This window comes from Halobellus rufus, from assembly GCF_000739575.1.
Classification (GTDB): domain Archaea; phylum Halobacteriota; class Halobacteria; order Halobacteriales; family Haloferacaceae; genus Haloquadratum; species Haloquadratum rufum.
Window position 1 is genome coordinate 57537 of record NZ_BBJO01000005.1, and the last position, 23925, is coordinate 81461.

The 23925-nt window shown below is 69.1% G+C and carries 28 protein-coding genes and 1 pseudogene; 17 read left to right on the forward strand and 12 right to left on the reverse strand.

Going from position 1 to position 23925, the window contains the following annotated elements; translation table 11 throughout:
* Positions 1-10 precede the first annotated feature (10 nt).
* The gene (thiL, locus tag ACP99_RS03540) at positions 11-883 is read right to left on the reverse strand and encodes a thiamine-phosphate kinase (protein WP_049985281.1); all 873 of its coding nucleotides are present in this window, start codon (positions 881-883) and stop codon (positions 11-13) included.
* Between the two features lie 97 nt (positions 884-980).
* Here thiL and ACP99_RS03545 point away from each other — a divergent pair, with 97 nt between their 5' ends.
* The 5 genes from ACP99_RS03545 (at position 981) to ACP99_RS03565 (ending at position 4663) form a co-directional block, all read left to right on the forward strand.
* Positions 981-2030, forward strand: a complete 1050-nt coding sequence (locus ACP99_RS03545) for a lysylphosphatidylglycerol synthase transmembrane domain-containing protein (protein ID WP_049985282.1) — start codon at positions 981-983, stop codon at positions 2028-2030.
* 136 nt (positions 2031-2166) lie between these two features.
* Positions 2167-2622, forward strand: coding sequence for a 30S ribosomal protein S19e (locus tag ACP99_RS03550; protein ID WP_049985283.1), 456 nt, complete (start codon positions 2167-2169; stop codon positions 2620-2622).
* Between the two features lie 67 nt (positions 2623-2689).
* Complete coding sequence (locus tag ACP99_RS03555; protein ID WP_049985284.1) at positions 2690-3049, forward strand: DNA-binding protein; 360 nt, start codon at positions 2690-2692, stop codon at positions 3047-3049.
* A gap of 7 nt (positions 3050-3056) precedes the next feature.
* Entirely contained in the window at positions 3057-3656 is a 600-nt protein-coding gene (locus tag ACP99_RS03560) for a DUF7411 family protein (protein ID WP_049985285.1), read from the forward strand.
* A gap of 125 nt (positions 3657-3781) precedes the next feature.
* Positions 3782-4663, forward strand: a complete 882-nt coding sequence (locus ACP99_RS03565; protein ID WP_049985286.1) for an EamA family transporter — start codon at positions 3782-3784, stop codon at positions 4661-4663.
* A gap of 31 nt (positions 4664-4694) precedes the next feature.
* Here ACP99_RS03565 and ACP99_RS03570 read toward each other — a convergent pair whose 3' ends face one another.
* Positions 4695-5807 (reverse strand): NAD(P)-dependent alcohol dehydrogenase, encoded by a 1113-nt coding sequence (locus ACP99_RS03570; RefSeq protein WP_049985287.1) that lies wholly within the window; start codon positions 5805-5807, stop codon positions 4695-4697.
* A gap of 125 nt (positions 5808-5932) precedes the next feature.
* Between ACP99_RS03570 and hisS the strand changes: the two genes are divergently transcribed.
* The 6 genes and pseudogenes from hisS to ACP99_RS03595 all read left to right on the forward strand — a co-directional run bounded on the left by hisS (position 5933) and on the right by ACP99_RS03595 (position 9930).
* Positions 5933-7228, forward strand: coding sequence for a histidine--tRNA ligase (hisS, locus tag ACP99_RS03575; RefSeq protein WP_049985288.1), 1296 nt, complete (start codon positions 5933-5935; stop codon positions 7226-7228).
* A 74-nt stretch (positions 7229-7302) separates the two neighbouring features.
* Positions 7303-7782 (forward strand): universal stress protein, encoded by a 480-nt coding sequence (locus ACP99_RS03580; protein ID WP_049985289.1) that lies wholly within the window; start codon positions 7303-7305, stop codon positions 7780-7782.
* Positions 7775-8667: pseudogene (gene truA, locus ACP99_RS03585) on the forward strand (tRNA pseudouridine(38-40) synthase TruA). Before ACP99_RS03580 ends, truA begins: the two are co-directional and overlap by 8 nt.
* Positions 8668-8681: 14 nt before the next feature.
* Positions 8682-9131 carry a hypothetical protein gene (locus ACP99_RS03590; RefSeq protein WP_049985290.1) on the forward strand — a complete coding sequence of 150 codons (450 nt, stop codon included), beginning with the start codon at positions 8682-8684 and terminating at the stop codon, positions 9129-9131.
* A 105-nt stretch (positions 9132-9236) separates the two neighbouring features.
* Positions 9237-9392, forward strand: a complete 156-nt coding sequence (locus tag ACP99_RS20360; RefSeq protein ID WP_197052342.1) for a DUF7563 family protein — start codon at positions 9237-9239, stop codon at positions 9390-9392.
* A gap of 52 nt (positions 9393-9444) precedes the next feature.
* Complete coding sequence (locus tag ACP99_RS03595) at positions 9445-9930, forward strand: DUF5807 family protein (RefSeq protein ID WP_049985291.1); 486 nt, start codon at positions 9445-9447, stop codon at positions 9928-9930.
* Positions 9931-10124: 194 nt separating this feature from the next.
* Here the strand turns inward: ACP99_RS03595 and ACP99_RS03600 are convergent, their stop codons facing one another.
* The 5 genes from ACP99_RS03600 to ACP99_RS03620 form a co-directional block, all read right to left on the reverse strand.
* Complete coding sequence (locus ACP99_RS03600; protein ID WP_049985292.1) at positions 10125-11396, reverse strand: DHH family phosphoesterase; 1272 nt, start codon at positions 11394-11396, stop codon at positions 10125-10127.
* Positions 11397-11486: 90 nt separating this feature from the next.
* Positions 11487-11954, reverse strand: a complete 468-nt coding sequence (locus ACP99_RS03605; protein ID WP_049985293.1) for a universal stress protein — start codon at positions 11952-11954, stop codon at positions 11487-11489.
* A gap of 94 nt (positions 11955-12048) precedes the next feature.
* Complete coding sequence (locus ACP99_RS03610) at positions 12049-12906, reverse strand: phosphatase PAP2 family protein (RefSeq protein WP_049985294.1); 858 nt, start codon at positions 12904-12906, stop codon at positions 12049-12051.
* The gene (locus ACP99_RS20775; protein ID WP_049985295.1) at positions 12907-13296 is read right to left on the reverse strand and encodes an ABC transporter substrate-binding protein; all 390 of its coding nucleotides are present in this window, start codon (positions 13294-13296) and stop codon (positions 12907-12909) included.
* Complete coding sequence (locus tag ACP99_RS03620; protein WP_049985296.1) at positions 13293-14771, reverse strand: ABC transporter substrate-binding protein; 1479 nt, start codon at positions 14769-14771, stop codon at positions 13293-13295. The genes ACP99_RS20775 and ACP99_RS03620 overlap by 4 nt, the downstream gene beginning before the upstream one ends.
* 115 nt (positions 14772-14886) lie before the next feature.
* Between ACP99_RS03620 and ACP99_RS03625 the strand changes: the two genes are divergently transcribed.
* Both ACP99_RS03625 and ACP99_RS03630 read left to right on the forward strand, forming a co-directional pair.
* Entirely contained in the window at positions 14887-16278 is a 1392-nt protein-coding gene (locus ACP99_RS03625) for an arylsulfotransferase (asst) (protein ID WP_049985297.1), read from the forward strand.
* Complete coding sequence (locus tag ACP99_RS03630; protein WP_049985298.1) at positions 16275-17960, forward strand: hypothetical protein; 1686 nt, start codon at positions 16275-16277, stop codon at positions 17958-17960. Before ACP99_RS03625 ends, ACP99_RS03630 begins: the two co-directional genes overlap by 4 nt.
* Here the strand turns inward: ACP99_RS03630 and ACP99_RS03635 are convergent.
* Positions 17957-18256, reverse strand: a complete 300-nt coding sequence (locus tag ACP99_RS03635) for a hypothetical protein (protein ID WP_049985299.1) — start codon at positions 18254-18256, stop codon at positions 17957-17959. The genes ACP99_RS03630 and ACP99_RS03635 overlap by 4 nt on opposite strands.
* A gap of 191 nt (positions 18257-18447) precedes the next feature.
* Positions 18448-19347 carry a hypothetical protein gene (locus ACP99_RS03640; protein WP_049985300.1) on the reverse strand — a complete coding sequence of 300 codons (900 nt, stop codon included), beginning with the start codon at positions 19345-19347 and terminating at the stop codon, positions 18448-18450.
* Between the two features lie 131 nt (positions 19348-19478).
* Here ACP99_RS03640 and ACP99_RS03645 point away from each other — a divergent pair, with 131 nt between their 5' ends.
* A complete protein-coding gene (locus ACP99_RS03645; protein WP_049985301.1) occupies positions 19479-19937 on the forward strand; it encodes a universal stress protein in 459 nt (152 codons plus the stop codon).
* A 27-nt stretch (positions 19938-19964) separates the two neighbouring features.
* On the opposite strand, the gene ACP99_RS03650 is transcribed toward ACP99_RS03645, so the two are convergent.
* Both ACP99_RS03650 and ACP99_RS03655 read right to left on the reverse strand, forming a co-directional pair.
* Positions 19965-20513, reverse strand: coding sequence for a GNAT family N-acetyltransferase (locus ACP99_RS03650; protein WP_049985302.1), 549 nt, complete (start codon positions 20511-20513; stop codon positions 19965-19967).
* On the reverse strand, positions 20510-20878 hold the full coding sequence (locus ACP99_RS03655) for a universal stress protein (protein ID WP_049985303.1): 369 nt from the start codon (positions 20876-20878) through the stop codon (positions 20510-20512). The genes ACP99_RS03650 and ACP99_RS03655 overlap by 4 nt, the downstream gene beginning before the upstream one ends.
* Before the next feature lie 144 nt (positions 20879-21022).
* Between ACP99_RS03655 and ACP99_RS03660 the strand changes: the two genes are divergently transcribed.
* The 3 genes from ACP99_RS03660 to ACP99_RS03670 all read left to right on the forward strand — a co-directional run bounded on the left by ACP99_RS03660 (position 21023) and on the right by ACP99_RS03670 (position 22551).
* Positions 21023-21820 (forward strand): DUF5806 family protein, encoded by a 798-nt coding sequence (locus ACP99_RS03660; protein WP_049985304.1) that lies wholly within the window; start codon positions 21023-21025, stop codon positions 21818-21820.
* A gap of 101 nt (positions 21821-21921) precedes the next feature.
* On the forward strand, positions 21922-22227 hold the full coding sequence (locus ACP99_RS03665) for a DUF5789 family protein (protein ID WP_049985305.1): 306 nt from the start codon (positions 21922-21924) through the stop codon (positions 22225-22227).
* A gap of 63 nt (positions 22228-22290) precedes the next feature.
* On the forward strand, positions 22291-22551 hold the full coding sequence (locus ACP99_RS03670; RefSeq protein WP_049985306.1) for a thiamine biosynthesis protein ThiS: 261 nt from the start codon (positions 22291-22293) through the stop codon (positions 22549-22551).
* Between the two features lie 53 nt (positions 22552-22604).
* Here the strand turns inward: ACP99_RS03670 and ACP99_RS03675 are convergent, their stop codons facing one another.
* Positions 22605-23909, reverse strand: a complete 1305-nt coding sequence (locus ACP99_RS03675; RefSeq protein ID WP_049985307.1) for an acetamidase/formamidase family protein — start codon at positions 23907-23909, stop codon at positions 22605-22607.
* Between the last annotated feature and the right edge of the window lie 16 nt (positions 23910-23925).

Here is a 23925-nt window from a genome sequence, read left to right on the forward strand (position 1 = left end):
ACGGCGTGTCTCACTCGTGCGTGTACCCCTCGTCGGCCAGCGGCTCGCCGTCCATCCGGACTCCCTCCTCGACGACGTCGCCGACGACCGTCAACGGCACGCCGAGGGCGTCTCGCGCGTCGTCGACCGCCCCGGCCGGTAGCGTGCAGACGAGTTCGAAGTCCTCCCCGACCGTCGTCGCCATCCGTCGTCGATCCGCCCCGTCGTCGGCGTAGTCGTCGACGGCGTCGTGAACCGGGACCGCCTCCCACGAGACCTCGAACCCGACGTCTGAGGCCTCCGCGAGCTGGTGGAGTGACCGTGCGAGGCCGTCCGAGGAGTCCATCATCGCGGTCGCGTGCGGCGCGAGCGCGACGCCAGCGGCCACGCGCGGCGAGAACTGAAAGAGGTCGTTCCCGCGCTCGACGTCGTCGGCGTCGAAGGCCCGCAGCCCCGCTGCAGTCCGGCCGAGCGCGCCGGTCACGCAGACGACCTCACCCGGGTTCGCCTCCGAGCGGCGGACAGGCGCGTCGGTCTCGCCGAGCGCCGTCGTCGACACGGTGAACTCCGCGGTGGTGTCGAGGTCGCCGCCGACGTACTCCGCGTCGACGGACTCGCAGACGTCGACCGCGCCGTCGAGGAACGCGTCGAGTTCGGACGCCTCCAGCGTCGGTGCTGCGTAGGCGGCGACCGCCGCGGTCGCCGTCGCTCCCATCGCGGCGACGTCCGAGAGCGACGCGCCGACGGCGCGCCAGCCCGCGGTGTAGCGGGTCGTCCCCGGCGGGAAGTCCGCCGACTCGTGGAGCATATCGATCGTCACGACGAGGCCGTCCACGACGGCGGCGTCGTCGCCGGCGGCCGGGAGCAACGCCGCGATCCGGCGGAGCGCCGAGCGTTCGTCCATAGCGGTTCCTGCGATGCGGGCGGGCAAAAAGCCGACGTCACGGGTTTCGTGCCACTGTTTCGATGGCTTGATGCCCCGAGGACCGGACGGTAGACCCATGATCCGCGAGAACCTTCCGGCGACGATCCTCGGATTCCTCGCGGCCGTCGGCGTCTTCGCGCTCCTGTTTTACTTCGCGGGCGTCGACGAACTCGTCTCGACGCTCGCCCTCGCGGATCCGGTCTACGTGGGACTGATCGTCGCCGGGACGCTCGCGTGGCTCGCGGCGTGGAGCGTCTCGCTGAACACGGTCCTCGAGGTCCTCGACGTCGACGTCTCGTATCTGTCGTCGTTTCTGGTGTTCGCCGGGGCGACGTTCTCGAACAACATCACGCCGTTCGGGCAGGCGGGCGGCGAACCGGTGACGGCGTATCTCATCTCCCGCGTCGCCGACGCCGAGTACGAGCGCAGCCTCGCGGCCATCGCCAGCGTCGATACGCTGAACTTCGTGCCCTCGATCACGATCGCGCTCGTCGGCGCGGGCTACTTCGCCTCGGAGGTCGCGCTCGGCACGAACGAGAACCTCATCGGGGCGATCGCGGCCGTCGGCGCGCTCGCGGTCGTCGTCCCGACGCTCGTCTACGTGGGCTGGAAGCGACGCTACCGCCTCGAAGCGCGCCTCATCGACGCCTTGACGCCGGTAATCCGGTCGCTCGCGGGCCGGATTCCGCGGGTCCCGGTCCCGACGCCGGAGGGGATCGAACACCGGATCAACGGCTTCTTCCGCGCGATCGAGCGGGTCGCCTCGAACCCCCGTGGACTCGCGCTCGCGCTCGCGGCGTCGACGGCCGGGTGGCTGTTTCAGATGCTCGGGCTCTGGCTGGCGTTCGCCGCGGTCGGCGTCGACGTGCGGCTCTCGATCGCGCTCGTCGTCGTCCCGATCGCGGCGATCGCGGGCGTCACGCCGCTCCCCGGCGGTGCCGGCGGGATCGAGACCGTGCTCGTGTTGCTGCTTTTGGCCGCGCCGCTCCCGCAGGTGACCGAACCGATCGCCGTCGCGGCCGTGGTCATCTTCCGCGGAGCGGTCTACTGGATCCCGACGGTCATCGGCGGTCTCGTCGTCGCGTGGATCGGAAGCGGCGTCGGAATCGGCCGCAGCGGGTCGTGACGCCGAGCGTCTCGCCGGCGCCTCGCGATCCCGTATCGCCGAGTCCGCGGTCGTTCCCAGATCGTCTGAGAGTCCGTCTCACGCGCCGTAGGCCCGATACGATGGCTTTAAACGACGCGGACAGGAACGAGTACCTATGGTAAGTGTCTACGACGTTCCGGCCGACGCCCTCATCGAGGACGTCGCCGACCGCCTCGCGGATCGAATCGAGGAGCCCGACTGGATCGAGTTCGCCAAGACCGGCGAGACCCGCGAACTCCCGCCCGAACAGGAGGACTTCTGGTTCGTCCGCTCGGCGTCGCTGCTCCGCAAGGTCGCGAAGGAAGGCCCCATCGGCGTCGACCGTCTCTCGACGGAGTACGGCGGCCGCAAGCGCGGCTCGAACCGCTACCGCGTCTCCGGCAACAGCTCCGCCCCGGGAAGCAAGAAGATCATCCGAGAGGCGCTCCAGCAGCTCGAAGAGGAAGGGCTCGTCGAGACGGCGAAGGGGCAGGGCCGCCGCATCACCAGCGAGGGCCAGAGCTTCCTCGACAACGCCGCCGCCGACGTGATGGACGAACTCGATCGGCCGGAACTCGAACGCTACGCGTAAGCGCCCGTTCGCGAGTCGAGACAGAACGACGTAACCGTTTTTAGCGCTGCGACGGAACCATACGACGATGAGTGGAACCCCCGACGACGACCGACTGGAGGAACTGCGCGAAAAGAAGATGCAGCAGCTCCGCGATCAGGCCGAGGGGCAGGGCGGCGGATCCGACGAGGCCGCCCAGGAGGCCGCCCGCGAACAGGCGGAGGCCCAACAGGACGCGATGCTGAAGCAGTACCTGACCGACGGGGCGCGACAGCGGCTCAACGCCGTCGAGATGTCGAAGCCCGACTTCGCGGAGTCGGTGAAGAAGCAGGTGCTCGCGCTCGCACAGAGCGGCCGCATTCAGGATCGCATCGACGAGGAACAGATGAAGGACCTGCTCCGGGAGCTCCAGCCCGAATCGAAGAGCTTCGACATCCGCCGCCGATAGCCGAGTCGTGGACCTCGCACTTCTCTACAGCGGCGGGAAGGACTCGACGCTCGCCGCGCTGTTTCTCGACTCCTTTTACGACGTCCGACTCGTCACCGGCCGCTTCGGAGTCACGGACGACTGGAAACACGCTGAAGCGGCCGCAGAGCGTCTGGAGTATCCCTTCGAGGTCGTCGACCTCGATCGCGCCGTCGCCGAGGCGGCCGTCGAGCGGATGCGCGAGGACGGCTACCCGCGGAACGGCATCCAGCGCGTCCACGAGCACGCGCTCGAACGGGTCGCCGAACTCGACGTCGACGCCGTCGCCGACGGGACCCGACGCGACGATCGGGTTCCGACCATCTCACGGGCGCAGGCGCAGAGCCTCGAAGACAGACGCGGGGTCGACTACCTCTCGCCGCTGGCCGGACTGGGCCGGAACGCGGTCGACCGCCTCGTCGAGGAGCGGCTGACGGTCGAAACGGGACCCTCCGCGGAGATCCCCAAAGGCGATTACGAGGCGGAGTTGCGCGCGCTCCTCGAAGCGGACGGGGGCCAAGAGGCGATCGACGCGGTGTTCCCGGAGCACGATCAGTCGTACGTCCGCGGCCTAGCCGACAGCGACTGAGAAACCAGCCGGGGGTGGCGAACCGGCAGACGGCGGGTCCTCGAAGCCGCTGTCGCGTCGGGAATCGAAGCGGTCACCGACCGCGAATCCGAACACATTTCTCCCGGTGCCGGCCACCTCCGAACGTGTTCTCGCTCTCTCCCGGCATCGGCTACTCTCTCCTCGCGGCGCTCGTCTGGGGGACGTACATCTTCATCCTCAAGCAGTACTTCGAGGGGTATCCGAGCACGGTCATCACCGTCGGCGTCAACGCGGCGGCGGTGCTGTGGTACCTCCCGCTGACGGTCTCGCGGACGGCTCCGGCGGACGTGCCCGACGTCTCGTCATTCGGCGTCCTCGAGGGGCTGCTCGTCGTCGGGACGATCGTCGCGACGGCCGCGGCGTTTCTGGTGTTCCTCGGCGCGCTCGAACGCGGCGAGGTCTCCTACGTCGCGCCGATCAGCAAGATCGTCCCCGTGTTCGTGCTCCCGATCGAGGTCGTCTTCCTGCACGAGCGGCTCACGCCGCTGCAGGTGACTGGGGTCGTGGTGGCCACGCTCGCGGTCTACGTCGCGAACTACCGAACCGGCTCGCTGCTCGACCCGATCCGGAAGGCGGCGACGTCGCGGGCGGCCCAGCTCGGACTGTTGAGCGCGGCGTTCTTCGCCGTGAGCGACGTCGGCAAGCGGGTTGCGCTCCAGGAACTCGCGCTCCCGCTGGAACTGTGGGTTCCGACGGTGCTCGGCGGCGTGCTCGTCGTCGTGCTGCCGCTCGCGGTCCGCGAGTGGGTCCCGATCCGCGACGCCCTCCCGAAGTTCCTCCTCGCTGGCGGGGGCGTCGCGCTCGGCGAGCACGTGACGTCGCTGGCGCTCTCGACCGTCCCGGCGTCGATCGCGTCGCCGATCATCAACACGCAGGCGGTCGTCGCGGTGCTCCTCGGCGGCGTGCTGCTGCGCGAGGACTCGTTCGGGATCCGACTCGCCGCCGCCGCGCTCGCCGTCGTCGGCGTCGGCCTGATCGCGGTCTGAGCGCGGCCGACGGTTTTGTTGGGCCCCTCCCTCAGGGTTCGCTCACGCGGAGCACCGGCTTGATGCTGCTGCCCTCCTCGGAGTCTTCGACGGCCTGCTCGATCTCCTCGAAGTCGTAGTACGTCACGAGCTCGTCGAACGGGAACTTCCCCTGTCGGTACAGCTCGATCAGGTCCGGGATGAACTCCTTGGGGTTGCTGTCGCCCTCGACGACGCCCGTGATCGACCGACCGTTCAGGATGAGGTCGTTGACGTCGTAGCTGGCGCGGGTGCCCAGTGCGGGAGCGCCGACGACCGCGAGCGTGCCGCGCTGGGTGAGCGTGTCGACGGCCTGTTCGGCGACGTCGGCGACGCCGGTCGTCTCGACGGCGTAGTCGGGGCCGCCGTCGGTGACCGCTCGAACGGCCTCGACGACGTCGTCGACGGACTCCGGATTGACCGTCGCCGTCGCGCCCAACTCCTCGGCCTTCTCGAGGCGGTTGCCCTTGATGTCGATCGAGACGATGTCGGTGCAGCCCGTGAGGTTCGCCGCCATCACCGCCGAGAGGCCGACAGACCCCGCACCGAAGACGGCGATCGACGAGCCCGCCTGCGGGTCGAGCGTGTTGATCACCGCGCCGGCCCCGGTCTGGATGCCGCACCCGAGCGGGCCGAGCAGTTCGAGCGGGACGTCGTCGTCGACGGCGACGACGTTCCGTTCGGTCGCGATCGCGTGCGTCGCGAACGACGACTGTCCGAAGAAGCGCCCGCTGAGCGCTTCGCCGTCGCGAGAGAGCGGCGACGTCCCGTCCTCCGGCCGCCTCCCGCCGAAGTTGTGCGCGAAGAAGTCCTCGCAGTACGCCGGGTGTCCGGCGTGACAGCTGGGGCACTCGTCGTCGTAATCGAAGCTCAGCACGACCCGGTCGCCCGGTTCGACCTCGGTGACCGCGTCGCCGACCGCCTCGACGACGCCCGAGCCCTCGTGGCCGAGCACGGCCGGAAGCGGCGTCGGATACAGCTGGTCCCGGACGATCATGTCCGTGTGACACACGCCGGCACCGACGATTCGAACGAGTACCTCGTTGGCCTGCGGTTCGCTCAGTTCCACGTTCTCGATCGTGAACGGTCCTCCTTCCTCGTTGATGACGGCGGCTTCGATCTCCATCGGTACATACCACCGACGGAACTTCCATAAGCGTTCCTTCCAATTCGATCGCCGTCCCTCCGATTCCGCGGTCGCCACCGGCGGGCTTCAACAGTTTCAAGCGCGCCACCGTCGAACCCCGGCGTATGTACGACCGACTCAAGGGCTTTCGGGACTTCTACCCCGAGGAGATGGCCCCCCGGCGGGAGGTCATCGACACGCTGGAGGACGCCGCCGCCGGCTACGGCTTCCGCGAGATCTCGACGCCCGCGCTCGAACGGACGCAGATGTACGTCGACAAGAGCGGCGAGGAGATCGTCGAGGAGCTGTACGCCTTCGAGGACAAGGGCGGCCGCGAGGTGTCGCTGACGCCGGAGCTGACGCCGACCGTCGCGCGGATGGTCGTCGCGAAGCAGCAGGAACTCTCGAAGCCGATCAAGTGGTACTCGACGCGGCCGTTCTGGCGCTTCGAGCAGGTCCAGCAGGGGCGGTTCAGGGAGTTCTACCAGACCAACGTCGACATCTTCGGCTCCGCCGAACCCGAGGCCGACGCGGAGATCCTCGCGTTCGCCGCCGACGCGCTCACCGATCTGGGGCTGACCGGCGAGGACTTCGAGTTCCGCGTCTCCCACCGCGACATCCTCGGCGGCCTCCTGCGCGCCTTCGACGCCGACGTCGACGTCCGCGCGGCGATCCGCGCGGTAGACAAGCGGGCGAAGGTCGAGGAGACGGAGTACCTCGGCCTGCTCTCGGACGCCGGACTCGCCTACGACGAGGCCGAGCAGTTCGACGACCTCGTCGCTACCGGAGACCTCGACGAGATCGCCGAGTTCGGGGGCGAGGACGTCGCAAGCGCCGTCGAGAACCTCCGGGAGGTGCTCGATGCGGCCGAGGACTTCGGCGCGCGCGAGTTCTGTGACGTCTCGCTGACGACCGCCCGCGGGCTGGACTACTACACGGGCGTGGTCTTCGAGTGCTTCGACTCGACGGGCGAGATCTCCCGCTCGGTGTTCGGCGGCGGCCGCTACGACGACCTCATCGAGAGCTTCGGCGGGCAGTCGACGCCGGCGGTCGGCGTCGCCCCCGGCCTCGCTCCGCTCTCGCTGCTCTGTCAGCGCGCGGGCGTCTGGCCGGAGGAGGCGCTCGCGACCGACTACTACGTCCTCACGGTCGGGGACACCCGCGACGTCGCCTCGCGGATCGCCCGCGACCTCCGCGCGGGCGGCAACGTCGTCGAGGTCGACGTCTCCGACCGGAGCTTCGGCGCGCAGATGGGCTACGCCGACGGCGTCAACGCCGAGACGGTCGTCATCGTCGGCGAACAGGACCTCGCGAACGGCGAGGTGACGGTGAAGGACATGGACTCCGGCGAGCAGACGACGGTGCCGGTCGAGGCGTTCCCCGGCGACCGCGCGTCGCCGACGCTCGACGATCTGGTCTGAGTCGGCCCGCGCCGCGGCGGGGTCGGTACCGCAACTCGCGGTGATATTTTACCGCTGCTCGCGAATGAAGGCGTATGTACGAGACGATCCTGGTTCCCGTCGACGGGAGCGCACCGAGCGACGCGGCCGCCGAGCACGCCATCACGCTGGCTCGGGACGCCGGGGCCACTCTCTCGGTCCTCTCCGTCGTCGACGTCCACGCGCTCGAAGCGGCGAAGTTGGACGCCGAAGAACTCGTCGAGAGGTACGAGGCGGAGGCCGAGAAACACGCCGCCGCCGTCGCCGAACGCGCTCGCGAGGCCGGCGTCGACGTCGAGACCGCCGTGGTCCGCGACGCGCCCTACCGCGCGATCCTCGACCGGATCGGCGCCGTCGGCGCGGAACTCGTCGTGATGGGCAGCCACGGTCGGCGGGGCCTCGAACGCTACCTGCTCGGGAGCACGACGGAGCGCGTGCTCAGACTCTCGCCGGTCCCCGTGCTCGTGCTCCGCAGCGACGAGGGCGATTACCGCGACCCCGACGAGGCGGCCACCCCCGACGCGACGGATGCGTAGCGACGGCGACGGGGTCGAACCCGAAGGCGACGGGCCCGACGGTCGCCTGAAACGCGCCTTTCGGATCGCGTACGACGGCCGACAGTTCCACGGCTTCCAGCGGCAGCCGTCGGTGCCGACCGTCGAGGACGCGATCTTCGACGCGCTCGTCGACCTCGGTCTCTTCGACCGTGACGAACGCCACCGGCCACGCGGCTACGGGCCGCCGGCCGGACGGACGCGGGCGTCTCCGCGCTCGCTCAGACGGTCGCGTTCGAGTGTCCCGAGTGGTGCCGCCCGCGGGCGCTCAACGGGGCGCTCCCGCCGTCGGTCCGCGCGTGGGCCGTCGCCGACGTGTCGACGGATTTCCACGCGACGCACGACGCGACCCGCCGGGAGTACGTCTACGACCTCTACGCTCCCGACCTCGACGACGACCGCGCCGCCGACGCGGCGGCGGCGCTGGACGGGGAGCACGACTTTCACAACCTCTCGCTCGACGACTGGGGGACGGTCCGCGACGTCTCGATCGACCTGCGGCGCGACGGCGACTTCCTGTCGATCCGCGTCGCGGCCGGCGGGTTCCCGCGGGAACTGGTCCGGCGGCTCGCGTCGGTGATCCGGAGCGCGGGGACGGGAGAGCTGTCGCTCTCGGCCGTCGAGGGGCTTCTCGGCTCGGAACCGCTCGACGGCCCCGACGGTGTCCCGTCAGCGCCGCCCGAGCCGCTCCTCTTGGCTGCCGTCTCCTACGCCGGTGTCGACTTCGACTGCGATCCGCGCGGCGTCGAGAGCGCGGCGTCGGTCTTCGGGGAGCGACGGCGGGACGCGCTCGTTCGCGCCCGCGTCGCGGGGCGGATCGTCGACGGCGTCGCCGACGGCGAGACTGAAGACTTATCACGCGTTTGACCGACTGCGGAGGTATGAGCTCCCGCTCGCTGCTTCCCTCCACGGGCCAGGCGCACCGCGACGCAGCCTACCGATTCGCCGTCGGCGCGCTCTACTTCGCGGTCATCTCCGGCGTCGGATCGCTGATCGCGCTGCTGTTCGGACCGTTCGGCATCGTCGTGAGCGTCCTCGTCTCCCTCGTCGGCGTCTACTACGGCGGCATCGAGGTCGCCCGCGGCGTCGACATCGTGGTCCGGTACGCACTCGCGGAGTCTCGGGCCGGTGCCGACTCGTTGCGCCGTGGAACCGCCGTCGACGATACGGTTCGAGGCGACGCGGACCAACCGGACGAACCCGATACGCGCCGATCGGCGGGTGACGATGAATTCCCCGACAGCGCCACCGACGACTCCTCTGACAGCGCCACCGACGACTCCTCTGACAGCGCCACCGAGGACTCCTCCGACAGTGCTACCGACGACTGACCCCACGGAGATCCGGTGCGGTAGCTCGATCCGCCCGTAACGATCCCGTACGAACGTTATGTTTCTCCCTAAATATTATCTCGATTCAATACAATCTCCCGAGCGATGCCGAACTGCGAGAACTGCGGGTCATTTGTCACTGCGGAGTACGTGCGCGTGTTCGCGCCGAACGGGATGGAGAACCCGCGGGTCTGCCCGAACTGCGAGGACAAGGTCCGCGACGGGGCCGACGTCCGCGAGGCGCGTGCGACGAGACACTAGCGGATAGCGGCGATTTCACTCGTCTTTTAGTTCTCCGTGCCCTCTCGACGCTATGAGCAAACTCGATGAGTTTCTGGCGGGCGAGCGCCACGACGACGTCGCGCTGTTTCTGACCGAGGCGTATCTCGACAGCCAGGGGAAACTGCCGAAGATGGGCGAGACGGTCGAGTCGGGCTACGTGCTCGTCGTTCCGGGCGACGACGGCCGCCGGGCGTTCGCCTCGGGAACCGGAATGGACGCGATGGAGTTCGCCCGCGGCGCGATGAACGAGCGCGGACACGTCTCGCGGACGCTCGACGGCGGCGAGTGCCCCGAGGCCGACGCCGACGACGCCGGCGACCACGAGGTCGAGTTCATCTTCGCGTTCTCGGAGGCGCAGAACGAGGAGGTCGGCGGGCTCTACGAACGCGGCGAGGTCGTCCACGCCTACGCGCACTGCGCCTGCGGCGCGAGCTACTCGGACAAGTGGGTCGTCGGCGAGGAGACGGAGACGGGCGTCCAGCCCGGGGGCTCCGAGCCGGTCGAAGGGTCCGAGTAGGGGCGGGGAGACGATCGAATAGGGCGAACAGCCGACACCCGCGTTCGACCCGCCAGCGTCGCCGCGGCCCGCGGCGCTGTCGGATCACGTCCGCGTCGGTGGTGTCGGGCAACCGCTGGCCGACGCGGGGCGATCGTCACGTCACGGGGCGTCTGGCCCCGCGATGGGATATAAACGCTCGCCCGGCAGTCCCGTTACTCGCCGTCGGCGTCGCCCTCGCCGTCTTCTGATTCGGCCTCGACCTCGGCGGCGACGCGCTCGAACGCGTTGAGGATGACGCGCTTCGTCGTCGCGCCCTGCGTCGTCCAGTGGTGGGCGTAATCCAGCATATCGTCGTAGATGTCGGGCTTACAGCCCGCGGCCCGCGGGTGGCCGCCGCCGTTGACGTGTCCGGCGACCTCGTGGGCGCGCTCGAACCCCTCCGAACCGCGGATGCTCGCGCTTCCGGCGGGCTTGACGACGACGGCCGCGTCCGCGCCTTGCTCGCGCAGCGCGTCGGCGACCTCGTTCTGCGAGCAGCGGCCGTAGGTGACGCCGACGGTCCACGGGCCCACTCGCTTGATCTCCGCGCGCGACACGGCGGCGTCGATCAGTTCGCGCTTCTCGACGCGGCGCAGTTCGATGTACCGCTCGACGGCTTCGGGGAGGTCGACGCCGAAGTTGCCGACGGCGGCGACGTACTCCTCGGCGTCGGTCCAGTAGGCGTAGTCCGCGAGGTCGTCGCTCCGGGGGTCCTCCTTCAGCCAGAGGTCGTGATCGCGCGTGACCGCGGCGAGTTCGACCCACCGCTCGTCGAAGTCGTGATCGAGCGACCGGAGCGTCACGTCGACGGTGCACTCCTCGTCGGACTCGCCGATCACGAGGTCGACGCCCGCCTCGCGGACGGCCGCGGCGGTCTCCTCGCTCCACTGGTGGTGGTCGAACCACGAGACCGACTCGGCGATCGCACTCGCCGCCGCCAGTTCCTCGGCGATCCACTCGTACTCGTCGGGGCAGAGGTCACAGACGTAGAGGTCGATCCCCTCGGGGGCGTATTCGGCGACGTTCTCCAGCGCCTCGTCGAGCGAGTACGGACCGGCACCGACCAAGGCGACCGTCGAGCGCGGACCCTCGTCCTCGGGTTCGAGGACCTCGTCGGCGACGTCTTCGACCGCGTCGTCGGGATCGTCTTCCTCGGCGGTCTCACCGTCCGGGCGCTCCCAGCGCTCGACGCGCGCTGTCACGTCTTCCTCGAACGCGTCCCACTCGACCGTCGCGCCGTACAGTTCTCGGATCAGCGCGACGCAGCCCAGCCCGTCAGCGTCGGTGTCGGCCACGACGACCGCCTCCGCGCCGTCGACGGCTTCGGCGACGCGTTCCTCGGATCGGTCCTCGTCGAGCGAGTCGGGATAGAAGAACCCCGTTCCCGGAAGCTGCGACTTCCGAGACAGCGAGAGGCTCGCGCTATCGATGAGTTCGTCTTCCATACCTACTCTCGACGACGCCCCCGGTGAAAACGGACGTGGTTCTACCGCCGGCCGGCCGAGCCGCCGGGGCAACGGTCCGAACGCGTGCTGTCAGCCCATCTCCGGCGTTCCGGCCAACTCCGACTCGCCCTCGTCGGCGGCGAGTTGGCGAACCGTCAGCACGGGGATCGGACACGTCCTGACGACGCGCTCGGCGACCGAGCCGATGAGAAACCGGTTCTCGCCGTGTCGCCCGCGGGTGCCCATCGCGACGACGTCGGCGTCGACCTCGCGGGCGTACTCGTCGATGACGGAGGCGGGCCGTCCCTCCTCGATCGCGGTGACGACGTCTCTTCCCGTCGACTCGCGGACCTCGTCGATCGCTTCCTCGCCCCGTTCGACCAGCGCCGCCTGCATCTCCTCGCGGAGTCGCTCCGGCGCCGAGGCGACGTCGCCTTCGTCGACGACGTACAGGCAGTGGACCTCGGCGTCGAAGCGGTCGGCGAGATCGAGCGCCACGTCGACGGCCCGTCTGACGCTCTCGGAACCGTCGGTGGCGATGACGATCGTCTCGAACATACGCGACCGTTCGCCGCCGCCCGAAATAAAGCCCGTCGGCTCGGTGCGACCCCGCCGCGTCTCGCCGAGGCGGTTCTGTCTCCCGCGGACGGTCTCACTCGGAGACGCCGTCCCCGCCCCGCCACTTGCGGAAGGTGTCCGTGAGTCGCCCGTCCTCGATGCGGATCGCGATCTCGACGCTCGCGACCGCGGTGAGGATCCCCCCGACGACGTCGGTCGCCCAGTGGATCCCGAGGTACATCGTCGAGACGATGATCGAGACCGCCAGCACGGCCGCGATCGGGAGCCACCGCGGGTAGGCGGCGCGGAAGCGGTAGGCGACCAGTGCGACCGTCGCCGACAACGAGGTGTGCAGCGACGGGAACACGTTCGTGTTCACGTTCACCTGCTGGACGAGAAGCTGCGACTGCGGCCAGCTCTGGTACAACAGCGGTTCGACCAGTTCGGGCATGAAGTTCCGCGGCCCGTACGCGACGAACAGGACGTAGCAGACGAAGCCGACGCCGTAGTTGAGGATGTAGGTGAGAAACAGCACGCGAAGCGGGCGCACTCGCTCGTACACCGCGTAGGCGAGGACGGGGAAGGTCAACAGGAACGTGTACCCGAAGACGTACATAAAGCCGAAGTACGCGGTCAACGTCGGATTCGCGTAGCTCTGTACGACCGCGACGAACTCCGACTCCAGCAGGTAGATGTACCCCGTCAGGTTGATCCCGATGAGCCACGAGAGCTCGACGCCGACGTCGCGGACGACCTTGTTGATCGTGAGAACGATCGCGAGGACGCCGAGCGTCGGTATCACTTCGCGGAGGTTCCGCCGCAGTCGATGCCGAAGCAGCGGCGCTCCGGCGGCTGACGGCCGAGGATCCCATCCGACGACGACGAGGAACGCGACGAGGTGGCCGAACGCGACCACGATACCGACCTGGAACAGTACGTCTGCGAGCGCCATTTAGGTTCCCCGCACGAGCTTCCCGTCTTGGTACTGGAACCCTGCGTCTCTGAACTCCGACCGCACCGCTTCGAGGTTCAACTCCCCGTCGACGCCGAGGAACGGCGTTATCGGATCGGACCCGCTCCACTCGAGGTCGTCGGGGGACCACTCGGTCCCGTCGAGGAGGGTCACGGCCGGGCGCATATACCCGTCGAACACGTCCGCGAGGAGAGACGACCGATCCACCAACCGCGCGAGCGTGTTCCTGAATCGCGGGTTCGTGAGCGGCGCGCGCTGCGTGTTGTATCCGAGCAGGTACGCCGCCGACGACCGGTCCACGACGAGGTCGAGACCGCCGGTGCGACCGATCCGCGGGACCAGATCCGCGCCGATGGGCGTTCCGGTCACGTCGCGTCGCCGTCGTCGACGACGCCGACTGCCGCGTCGTCGGATCCGACGACCTGTATCGTCAGTCGATCGAACTTCGGCGGATCGATCCGTTCGGTCCCGCTCCCGTCCGATTCGTCGAACAGGAAGTGGTCCTCGAACGGTTCGAGGACCAGCGACTCTCTGGGGGTGTTCTGGCCGAACCGGATCGGGCCGCTCCCGACGGGCTCGATGTTGTTCGTCACGAGCGCCTCCGTCGCCTCGCCCACTTCGATCCCGCTGACCGAGACCGGAGCCGTCCGGTCCTCCCAGACGTGCTTCGGCAGGATCGGCACGGTGAATGCCCGCACCGCGACGTCCGTCGAACAGTCGGTGAACTGGACGGCGACCGTCGAGGAATCGACGACCACGACGTCGTCGACGAGGTCGGTTCGGCCCTGGAACCGCGGCGCGGGAACGCGAGTCTCCGCCGCGGTCTCGCCCTCCTGCCCCGCCGCGGAGCCGAGAGACGTGTCCGCGAGCATCGCGTACGTGAACTTCACGTCCTCGGCGGTCAGTGGTTCCCCGTCGTGCCACGTCTGGTCGGGGCGCAACCGGACCGTCGCCCGCGGATCGTCGTCCGCGTTCGCGAACTGCCACGACTCCGCGAGCCACGGCCTCATTCCGCTCGGCGTCCGGTGACCGATCGAGTCGTACAGCAGCCCGGTGATGACTCCCGACCGCCGGTACTCGACCGACAGCGGGTTCAGGTTCTCCGTCGGTCTACGGTCGGTTCCGACCACGCGGAGGACCGTCGGATCGTCTCCATCGTCGGTCCCGTCGCCGTTGGTCCCGCCGTCGCCCCCATCGTCAGTTCTCGTTCCGGCGGCTCGGTCGAGCCGCAGATACCCGTATTGGGACTGCACGTCCGCCCCTCGCCAGTTCGAGAAGTTCTCCCGATGTGCGGCCCGGATCTCGTCGGGGAAACCGAGGACCGTGAAGGGCTGGGAGCGCGCGACCGACTCCAAGAGGTCGTCGACGACGTCTCGCCGCCGCTCGCCGGTCTCCGCCCGTTGCTCTTCGAGCCACTCGTCGACGTCGAGGTCGGCGAACCCGAACGGGTTCTGCCAGCCGCGCGTGTCCGCGTACCTCGAGTGCAACAGTCCGTATAAGACGTCCGGGTCGACCTCTAAGCTGGTCGTCCGCGCGAGGAAGATGTCGAAGTCCTGGCCCAAGAGCACCTGTCTGAGGAGTTCCTCCTCGGACACCGGAACGACCTGCGCGTCGATCCCCGCCTCCTGGAACCACGACGTGATCATACGGGCGGCGTGAAGGGCGTAGGGGTCCGCGTCCGCGGGGAGCGTCTTGATCTGCAGGGACACCTGCGTCCTCGAATCCCACCCCGCGACCGACCGGGCGCGTCGAAGACAACCGCCGACGCTCGCCGTCGCTCCTGCCGTGAGCGTGCCGAGGAGGGCTCGGCGTCGGATATCGGGGCCCTTCGACGACTTCACCATACCCGTTCTGTAGCCGCACGATGCTAATAGCCCTTGGGACATCGCGGCTCCACTCGGGTGTCCATCCCGAGACCCATTCCAGACGGTATATTACTCTCTGCCACGATACCCCTCTATGGCTCTCCCGCTGCGGACGACCCGTGCCCTTCTCTTGGTCGTCGTCCTGCTCTCCGCTGCCGTCCTCGTCGGCGGCTACGTCCACGCCGAGCGGACGAACGATCAGGTGACCGGCGATCCGCGCGTCGAGCAGGCGTTCCGGAACGGCGAGCGCTCGCCCGTCGTCGCCCCCCGGCCGAACGGCACCGTCGTCGCGACCGACTCGAACGCGTTCGTAGCCGACGAGAACGACGCACCGCGCGCGCAGGCGGAACTCGTCGCCTTCGCGCCGGACGGCCGGATCGACTACTACGAGAACCGACACACGCGCTACTGGGACGTCGACCCCGTCTCCGGGACCGACGCCACCGTCGAGTTCGTCTACGCCGACCACCTCGACGCCTCCGAGTGCGGCGGTGAGTCCGTCTGCACGCGCAACGGCGTCGAACGCGTCAACCTCACGACCGGCGAGCGGACGGACGTCTTCAGCCGGATCACGCCCGGGAAGCACTCCACGCGGTGGCACGACGTCGATCGCGTCGACGACGAGCGCCTGCTCGTCGCCGACATCGACCGCGACCGCGCGTTCGTCGTGAACACGACGACCGGCCTCACCGAGTGGGAGTGGGACGCGCAGTCGGACTTCGACGTCGAGAGCGGCGGCCCCTACCCCGACGACTGGACGCACATCAACGACGTCGAACACGTCGAGATCGACGGGCGCGACGCCGCGATGGTCAGCCTCCGAAACCACGATCAGGTGGCCTTCGTCGACTTCGAGCGCGGCCTGATGGACGAGTGGACGCTCGGGTCCGACGGCGATCACGACACGCTGTACGAACAGCACAACCCGGACTACATCCCGGCGGAGCGCGGGGGCCCGGCGGTGCTCGTCGCCGACTCCGAGAACAGTCGGATCGTCGAGTACCAGCGCGTCGACGGCTCGTGGGAACGCTCGTGGACGTGGAGCGACGAGCGGATGCAGTGGGCACGCGACGCCGACCGCCTGCCGAACGGGCACACGCTCGTCACCGACTCCAACGGCGACCGCGTCTTCGAGATCGACACCGAGGGCGAGGTCGTCTGGTCGGCGACGGTCGGCTTCCCCTACGAGTCCGAACGCCTCGGGACGGGCGACGAGAGCGCGGGCGGGGAGAGCGCGGCGGCGCTCGACCTCCCGTCGCGAACCGCCGACTCGACCGACGGTTCGGTCCTCGGCCGGATCAGCGACGCGCTCCCGTCGAAAGCCATCAACGGGATCTCGTACCTGTTCCCGCGGTGGGTCGGCGTCGTCGAGGGGGTCGCGGTGCTCGTGCTCCTCGTGACGCTCCCGGCGTGGGGGATCGTCGAGTGGCGTCGGTCCGGGCGGACGCTCGAACTCCAGTCACCGATACGTCTCGGGCGAAAATGACCGGGGACGCCTCCGACTCCCCACCGGACGGGCGGCCCCGTTCGCCGGTAGCGGCGGCTCGAACTGCCCTCGCCGACGCGCGAGCGGCCGCCCCGTTCGACGCGCGGGACCGCCCGTGGCTCGCGCTCGCCTTCCTGCCGGGCGTCGTCGCCGTCGCGGTCTACCTCGCGACGAACCAGTATCCCGCCTACGGCGCGGGGCTGTACGCGAAGATCGCCGCGGAGATCGCCGCGAACGGCTATCTCCTCCCGTCCCGGATTCCGGGCTACACCGCCGACGGCGTCCCGTTCGCCTACCCGCCGCTGCAGTTCTACCTGTACGCGGCCCTCCTGGACCTCGGCGGCGACCCGGTCACCGTCTCCCGGTTCCTGCCGAGCGTCGGGTTCCTCGCGGCGCTGGTGCCCACGTACCTGCTCGGCCGCGACGTCGCCGAGTCCCGGCCCGCGGGGGCCGCGGCGGTCGCGCTGGTGGCGTTGAACCCTCAGATTCTGGAGTGGCACCTCTCGGCCGGTGGCGTCGTCCGCGCGTTCGCGCTCTGCTACGCGATGGTCGCGGTGTACGCCGGATACCGGATCTACGCCGGCGACGACCCCCGCGGAGCGGCAGGTGCACCGCTTCCCCTGCGGCGTCGCCGCGCCCCGATCCTCCTCGGCGCGTTCGCGTTCGGCCTGACGGTGCTCACGCACCCGGTGTACTCGCTGTTCGTGGTCGCGAGTTACGTGCTCCTGTGGCTCTTGGTCGACCGATCCCTCTCGGGGTTCCTGTCGGGGCTGGCGGTCGGACTGGGCGGAGCCCTGCTCGCGTCCCCGTGGCTCGCGTGGGTCGTCGCGACGCACGGCATCGAGATCTTCACCGCGGCGTCGGGAACGCACGGCGGCGTCGGCGGCGGCGCGAGCGCGCTCGCGGGCGAGGTTTCGCCGGGTATCGCCGTCGCGCTGGTTCCCGCACTCTACCTGCTCGTCCGCCGGGAGTACCTCTTCCCGGCGTGGCTGATCGTCGCGGAACTGCTGTTCAAACAGCCGCGGTTCGCCTACACGGTAGCCGCGATTCTGGTTCCGCTGGTCGTCGTGACGGTCGTCCGTGCCCGAGACGACGGCGGTGAGCGCCCCCGACTCGCTACCGCGTCGGAAGCGTTCGACCTCGACGTCGACCGCCGGGCCGCGGCGGCCGCGGTCGTGATTCTCCTCGGGACGGTCGTCGGCGGCGGGTACTTCGCCTACGAGGCGACGCTCGCGACCGATCCGTCGACGCCGGAGTTCCTCGACGCCGACGCGGTCGACGCGATGGCGTGGGCCGCGTCCGAGACCGACCCCGACGCGCGGTTCGTGGTCCTCGGCGACGCCGCCGAGTGGTTCCCCGCGCTCACGGACCGGACGCTGCTCGTCGGCTACTGGGGGGTCGAGTGGGAGGGCCCCGAGGCGTTCGATCGGCAGGAATCGGCCTACGAGTCGGTTTCGTCGTGCCACAGCGCCGCTTGCGTCGAACGCGTCACGGCCGAGGTCGGCGACGAACGGCCGACGCACGTGTACGTCCCGAAGGGGCAGTACACGATCCGCGGCGACCCAGCCGTGCAGTTCGGGACGATCGAACGCTCCTTCGAGCGATCCGAGCGCTGGGAGCGGGCCTACGAGAACGACGGCGTCGTGATCTACCGATCCACCGTCGGTCCGGGCGCTCCTTAGACGAGCCCGAAGAGCGTCGCCACGAGAACCGCCACCCACAGGACCATCCCGGCCCCGGCGAGCGTGCGGTTCTCGTCGGCGACGCCGAGCGTGAACAGCCCGAAGATCCCGACGAGCGCGAACCGGTGCAACACGAGCCGGATCGGGACTACTCGCACGCCCACGCTGCCCCAGTCGAGGACGAACGCGGCCCCTAACCCGGCGGCCGCGAGGAGCGCGATCCGCGTTTCCGGCCTGCCCCGAGCCAGGATCCAACTGGCGACGAACGGGCCCGAGATCAGTATCGGGTAGAGCACCCCGGCGAATATCTTGGGGTTCGTCCCCGGGAAGACGCCCTCGGCGGCGATCCCGGCCGCACGAACACCGAGGACGATCGCGACGGCCGCGACCGGGAGCGTGAGGTCCCGCAGATCGCGCCGCCGGACCGGTGTCGCGGCGACCGCGAAGACGGCCGCGGCGGGGACGAGGCCGGCGACGCCGAGCGTCGTCAGTCGCGCCGAGGCGTCGCCGGCGCGTCGGCGGACGCCGACGGAACCAGTGTCCAGTTCGCCGACGTGATCCGGATCACCGACATCCAGCCGTCGCTCCCGCCGCCGGTGTAGCCGTGGTACACGCGGCTGACGTCCGTGACGAAGGGCTCGTCCCGGAGGTCACGCTCGACGGTCCGTCCGCCGCTCTCGACGCCCGTGACGGTGTGCCGGAGGCGGAACCAGTCCCAGTACTCGGTGTGCGCCTGCAGCGCGGTCCAGTTGTCCGACGGTCCCGGATACGCCCGAATGTGAGTCCGGCTGCCGAGATACGTCCCGGTCGCGAGCTGGTACTCGGACTCGACCCACTCCCCGGAACTGAGGTTGTCCGCGACGTACGTATAGCGCGAGGAGCCGCGCGCCGACTGCCACGGCGAGAGGTCGATCGACTCGTTGAGCTGCGCGAGCGAGTCCGACCCGTTCCGCTGTTCGGTGGTCTGCGCTTCCGTGGTCTGCGTGGCAGTTTCCGTTTGCGCCGTCTGTGGGCTGGACGTCGCTTCGGGGCTCTGGGTCTGATTCGCCCCGCCGAGCGATCCATTGAGCGCCTCGGCCGCCACCGAGCTGTTGACGCCGTGATCCTCGTCGGCCTCCGTCCACTCCAGTTCCGACCGGTCCGTGAGAATCGCGCGGACGTCTTCGGGCGTCCCGACGATCACGACGTTCAACGCGAGAGTCCGACCGTCCACTGAACGGCTTCGGCTCGTGTAGGGCCAGACGTAGCTCTCGGCCTCAGACGGTCGCAACAGCTGTTCCGGTGGGGGATCCGCGCCGCTGACGACGCCGTCCGAACCGACGAATCCGCTCCCCACCGCCCCGGCGGCGACGATCACGACGAACAGGAGCGCCCAGCGGTACCGCACGCTCTCTCTTCAATCGTCTCGCTAATGAGCGTGTCGCCGCGTCACACACCGTCGGTGGCGGTCCGTTTTCTGTCGGTCCGTCCTCGCCCTCGAAGTGAGGATTTTTGCTGCCGGCCGTCACACGTGGTCATATGACCGAACGCCGACCGCTGTCTGTCGACCTCGTGCTCGCTCCCGTCGACGCGAGCGACGAGTCGGCCGACGCGGTAGCGCACGCCGCCGCGATCGCAGCCCAGTACGACGCGACGGTCCACGTCGTCCACGTGCTCGGAGAGAAGGTCGTCCAGGCGATCGAGGACGGCGACGTCGACGACGCGCGCGTCGCCGCCGACGGCGAGGCGATCACCGAGACCGCAGAGCGCATCGCCGGCGAGTACGACGTCCCGCTGTCGACGTCGGTGGCGTACGGCTTCTCGACGACGATGAAGCTCAGACACCCGGGCAGCGTCGTGCTCGACACCGCCGAGGAACTCGACGCGGACTTCCTCGTCGTCCCGCGGGAACCGGTCTCCGGCGATCCCGGCGAGGTGCTCGCGAAGGCCGCCGAGTACGTCCTGCTGTACGCGAGCCAGCCCGTGCTGTCCGTTTGAGATCGGGTTCGCGGCTGCGACAGTCGCTCAGCCGGATTCGCCGTCGCCGAGCCGGATCGCCATCTCCATCTCGAAGCTCTCGGAGTCGCTGATCTCGAAGCCGATCTTCTTGTACAGCCCGACCGCGGGTTGGTTCCACCGCTCGACGGTGAGCCACACCTTCTCGACGCCGGACTCCGCGCCGTAGCCGAGCAGCGCCTTCATCAGCCGCGTGCCGATCCCGGCCTCCTGATACGCTTGGAGGACGAAGATAGCCAACTCGGACGCGTCGCCGTCGGGGACGAGCGTGGCGTGGCCCGCGGCCGTCTCGCCGTCCCACGCGATGACGTTCAGGCAGTCGCCGCCGAGGATGTTGTCGAGCCACTCGCGGATGCGCCGCTCGTCGCTCGGCGGGATCCCCTGCGCGCGGTCGGCCGGGTCGAACTCGTCGTACATCGACGCGAGGGCCTCGTACTCGCGGTCGCTCCCGTCGTATGCGCGGATCTCGATCTCGCGCCCCGCGCCGTCGGTGAACCGAACCGGCGGGCTCTCAAAGGGGCCGGCGACCGTGTCGGGAAAGCGGCGATTGGCACTCATCTGATGAGGGTGACGCTGACGTGGGAGTTCAGGAGGACGAACTCCGCGGTGCTACTGAGCTGGATCTTTCCCATCGGGCTGGTGGTCCCGCCGCTGAGCGTGATCCCGTCGAAGCCCTCCGACTCGGCGATCGAGACGAGTTCGCTCCCGGCGTTTCCTTCGATGTGTCGGATTTCAGCCTCCAGATCGTGCGCGTCGAGCTCGGCTTCGACGTCGGCCTCGATGTCGTCGGCGGAGCGCTCTCCGGTCACCTCCTCGAGGATCGCGACGGTCAGGTCGTCTCCCGCGGCGACCGCGCGCTCGACCGTTTGCTGCAGCGCCTGGAGCGACTCCTCAGATCCGCCGACGCCCAAGAGAATTCTCATATGCTCCGGTGTCGTGGCCGGAGTAGAAAAATCGTCGGGTGCCCGCCACTCGTCGGTCTGCGGGTTTCACGCCCGTCGAAGACCCGAGCGGCGTCGACTGCGCCCGACAGAACCCTTTTTTGCGTCGGCGCGACACGCGGCAGTATGAACGACGACGACGTGGACGGGTCTTCGCCCGGACCCTCGGACGCTGACCCGGACGGTTCCACCCCCGACGCCACAGAACCGGACGCAGACGCGTCGCGGTCAGAAACCGAGGTGTCGGACGCGGACCGATCGGATGCGGACCGATCGGACTCTGAGCAGTCGGACGACAAGAACCCCGGAAACGCCGGGTCCACCCGGGCCCCGAGCGACGACGCAGACGGCGATGGCGTTGGCCCCGACGATGCTGCCGGAGACGACCCGCCGTCGGACGTTCAGAAGTACGCGCGCTTCAAGAAGGTCGACGGCGCGCAGTACGACCGCGTCAACGACTTCCTCCGGGACCGGACGTACATCACGGCCCGCGAGTGGGCCATCGCCCGACTGTGCGCGGACTTCCGCACGGAGACGGGCGTCGAGATGACGAAGATCGGCGAGAACCTCCCGGAACTGGTTCCGTTTATGACCGACACCTACACGCCGCAGGCGGTCAATCAGGCCCGCTCGTCGTTCGAGGGAAAGATCCGGAAGTCGGGCGCGACATTCCTCTACGGGGCGATGTCGGGCTTCTTCACCGCCGAGGAACTCGACGAACTGATGTACGAGGTGAGCGAGATCGCGAAGTTCCTCCTGGAGGTCGAGGGCGTCGACCTCTCCGTCGAAGAGGAACTCGAAGCCGAAGAGCGGATCTCGAGCGTGATGCGGGAGGTCAGAGAGGCGAGCGCGGACCTCCGCACCGAGGAGCTGACCGGGCAGGACGAGGCGGACGCCGGGGCGGACGGGGCCGACGACGAGTGAGCGCCGCCGCCGCGCTCACCAATCCCCTGTTTTCCGCCGCGCTTGGTTGCGTTTACTCCGAATAGCAGAACGACTATTTCCGGACAGCCCGGTCAGTACGTATGCGGATCTCGGAGTTATCGGACTACCTCGAAGCCGAATTCGAGTACCCGATCGACCAGCGGTCGGTGATCGAGCGGATCGGATCCGTCGAGCTCGACTCGCCGGACGTCGACCACCCGGAGACGGTCGAAGGGGTCGTCGGCCCCGTCGGGGAGGAGACGTACGACTCGGCCGAAGAGCTGTTCGCCACGATCGTCGGCAACGTCAGCGACGAGTACATCGGGCGGAAGTTCTACGACGACCGCGGTGGCAACCCGCCGGAGACCGCCTCGGCACCGCGAGACGAGGAAAACGTCTCGTTTTGAGCGCCGGGTGGCCGACGCCGCCCACGGAGAAGCACACAACTGGCTGCGGCCCCGAGAGGGGGTATGGACGTCACGGTGTACGGTCCGCTCCGGAGTGCGACGGGCGGGAAGCACGTCAGCGTCGACTTCGACGGCGGAACGGTGAGAGCGGCCGTTGAGGCGTTCGTCGACGCCTACCCTCGGGCGAGGAACCACCTCTACGACGCCGAAGGACGGCTCGCGTCCAGCGTCCGGCTCGCTGTCGACGGCGAGTCCGCGGGCCTCGACGATCCGTGTCCGGGGGACGCGTCGCTCAGTGTCCACCCGGCGATGCGGGGCGGCTGACGGGGGCGGGTTGTTCGCGGTGACCCGTGCGGCCGCCCTGTTCGCGGCGCTCCTCAGAGCCCGTACTGCTCGCGAACGAGGTGTTCGAGCCCGCGGTCGGCGAGCACGTCCATCGGCGCGAGCATCGTGAGCTGGACGACGCCGGGGAGCCGCCCGATCTCGACGCCGCCGGTGAACGTACACCGGGTCCGGACTTCGCCCTCGCTCATCCCGAGGAGGTCGCCGGCGCGGTCGAAGGCGTTCTCGGTGGCGTCGTTGACGGTCGCGCCCGAGCCGATCACCTGTATCGGGCCCATGTCTGTCTCGACGTCGACGCCGTACTGCTCGCCGAGTTCCCGACCGCGCGCTTTGTCGTCGTCGGTGTAGGGCTTGCTGATGTGCGGCAGGTCCTCCTCGTTGGGGAGCAAGATCGGGCCGTCGATGTCGAGGCCCTCGACCACCTCGACGTCGAACTCGGTGTAGCCGCTGACGTCGGTCGTGTGTAGCGCGAGTTCGCCGTCGCCTTGGTTGGCGTGCAGATCGCCGACGTAGATGCCGCCGCCGTCGACCTTCACCGGACAGACGAGGATCGCGCCCTCCCGGACCGCGTTGACGTCCATGTGGCCGTCGGTGCGGGCGGCGAGTTCCTCCTCGCTGTCGAGGCCCCACTCGTGGCTCGCGCCGATGAGGAACTGCCCGAAGTCGCCCGCGTTGTGCGAGTCGGGTAGTTCGATCGGCGGCGTGGTGCCGATGTTGCCGACGAACGGCCGCAGGTGCCCGAGCGTCCCGGGCATCTCCGCGGGCTCGTAGAGGAGGATCGGGTGCTGTCGGGAGTTCTCCGGGAGCGCGCTCGCCTCCTCGGCTCGTTCTGCGAGGTCGTGTGCGGCTTCTTTATCGACCGTGATGCCGACCTCGTAGTCGTCGTCGAAGGCGGTCGTGATCCCGTACTCGAAGCCGAACGAGGAGGCGTTCGCGCCGCACTCCGCGCAGCGGATCGACTCCTCGCCGGTCCCCTCGACCACGCTTTCCGGCCACTCGGCCCCGCACTCGGGGCACTTGTGATCGACGAACGGGTCGTCGCCGAACGCGCCCTCGCGCTCGGCCATCGAGCCGGTGCTCGTCGCGACGCTCGTCACCTCGATGTCGCGAATTTTGATCGCGATGGCGTCGCCGACCGACGCGCCCTCGACGGCGATGGGCTTGGTCACCTCGTGACCGCCGCGGAACTTCGGCGTGATCATCGGCCCCCAGCACGCCGGCGGGGTGTGCGTCCTGACGGTGCCGCCGTCGGCGACGGTTCCCGCCCACTCCTGGTCGGGACCGACCAGCCCGAGCGTGTACTCGTCGACGTCGAGTTCGCGAACGACTTGCTGAGACATAGTGTATAATCTTTCG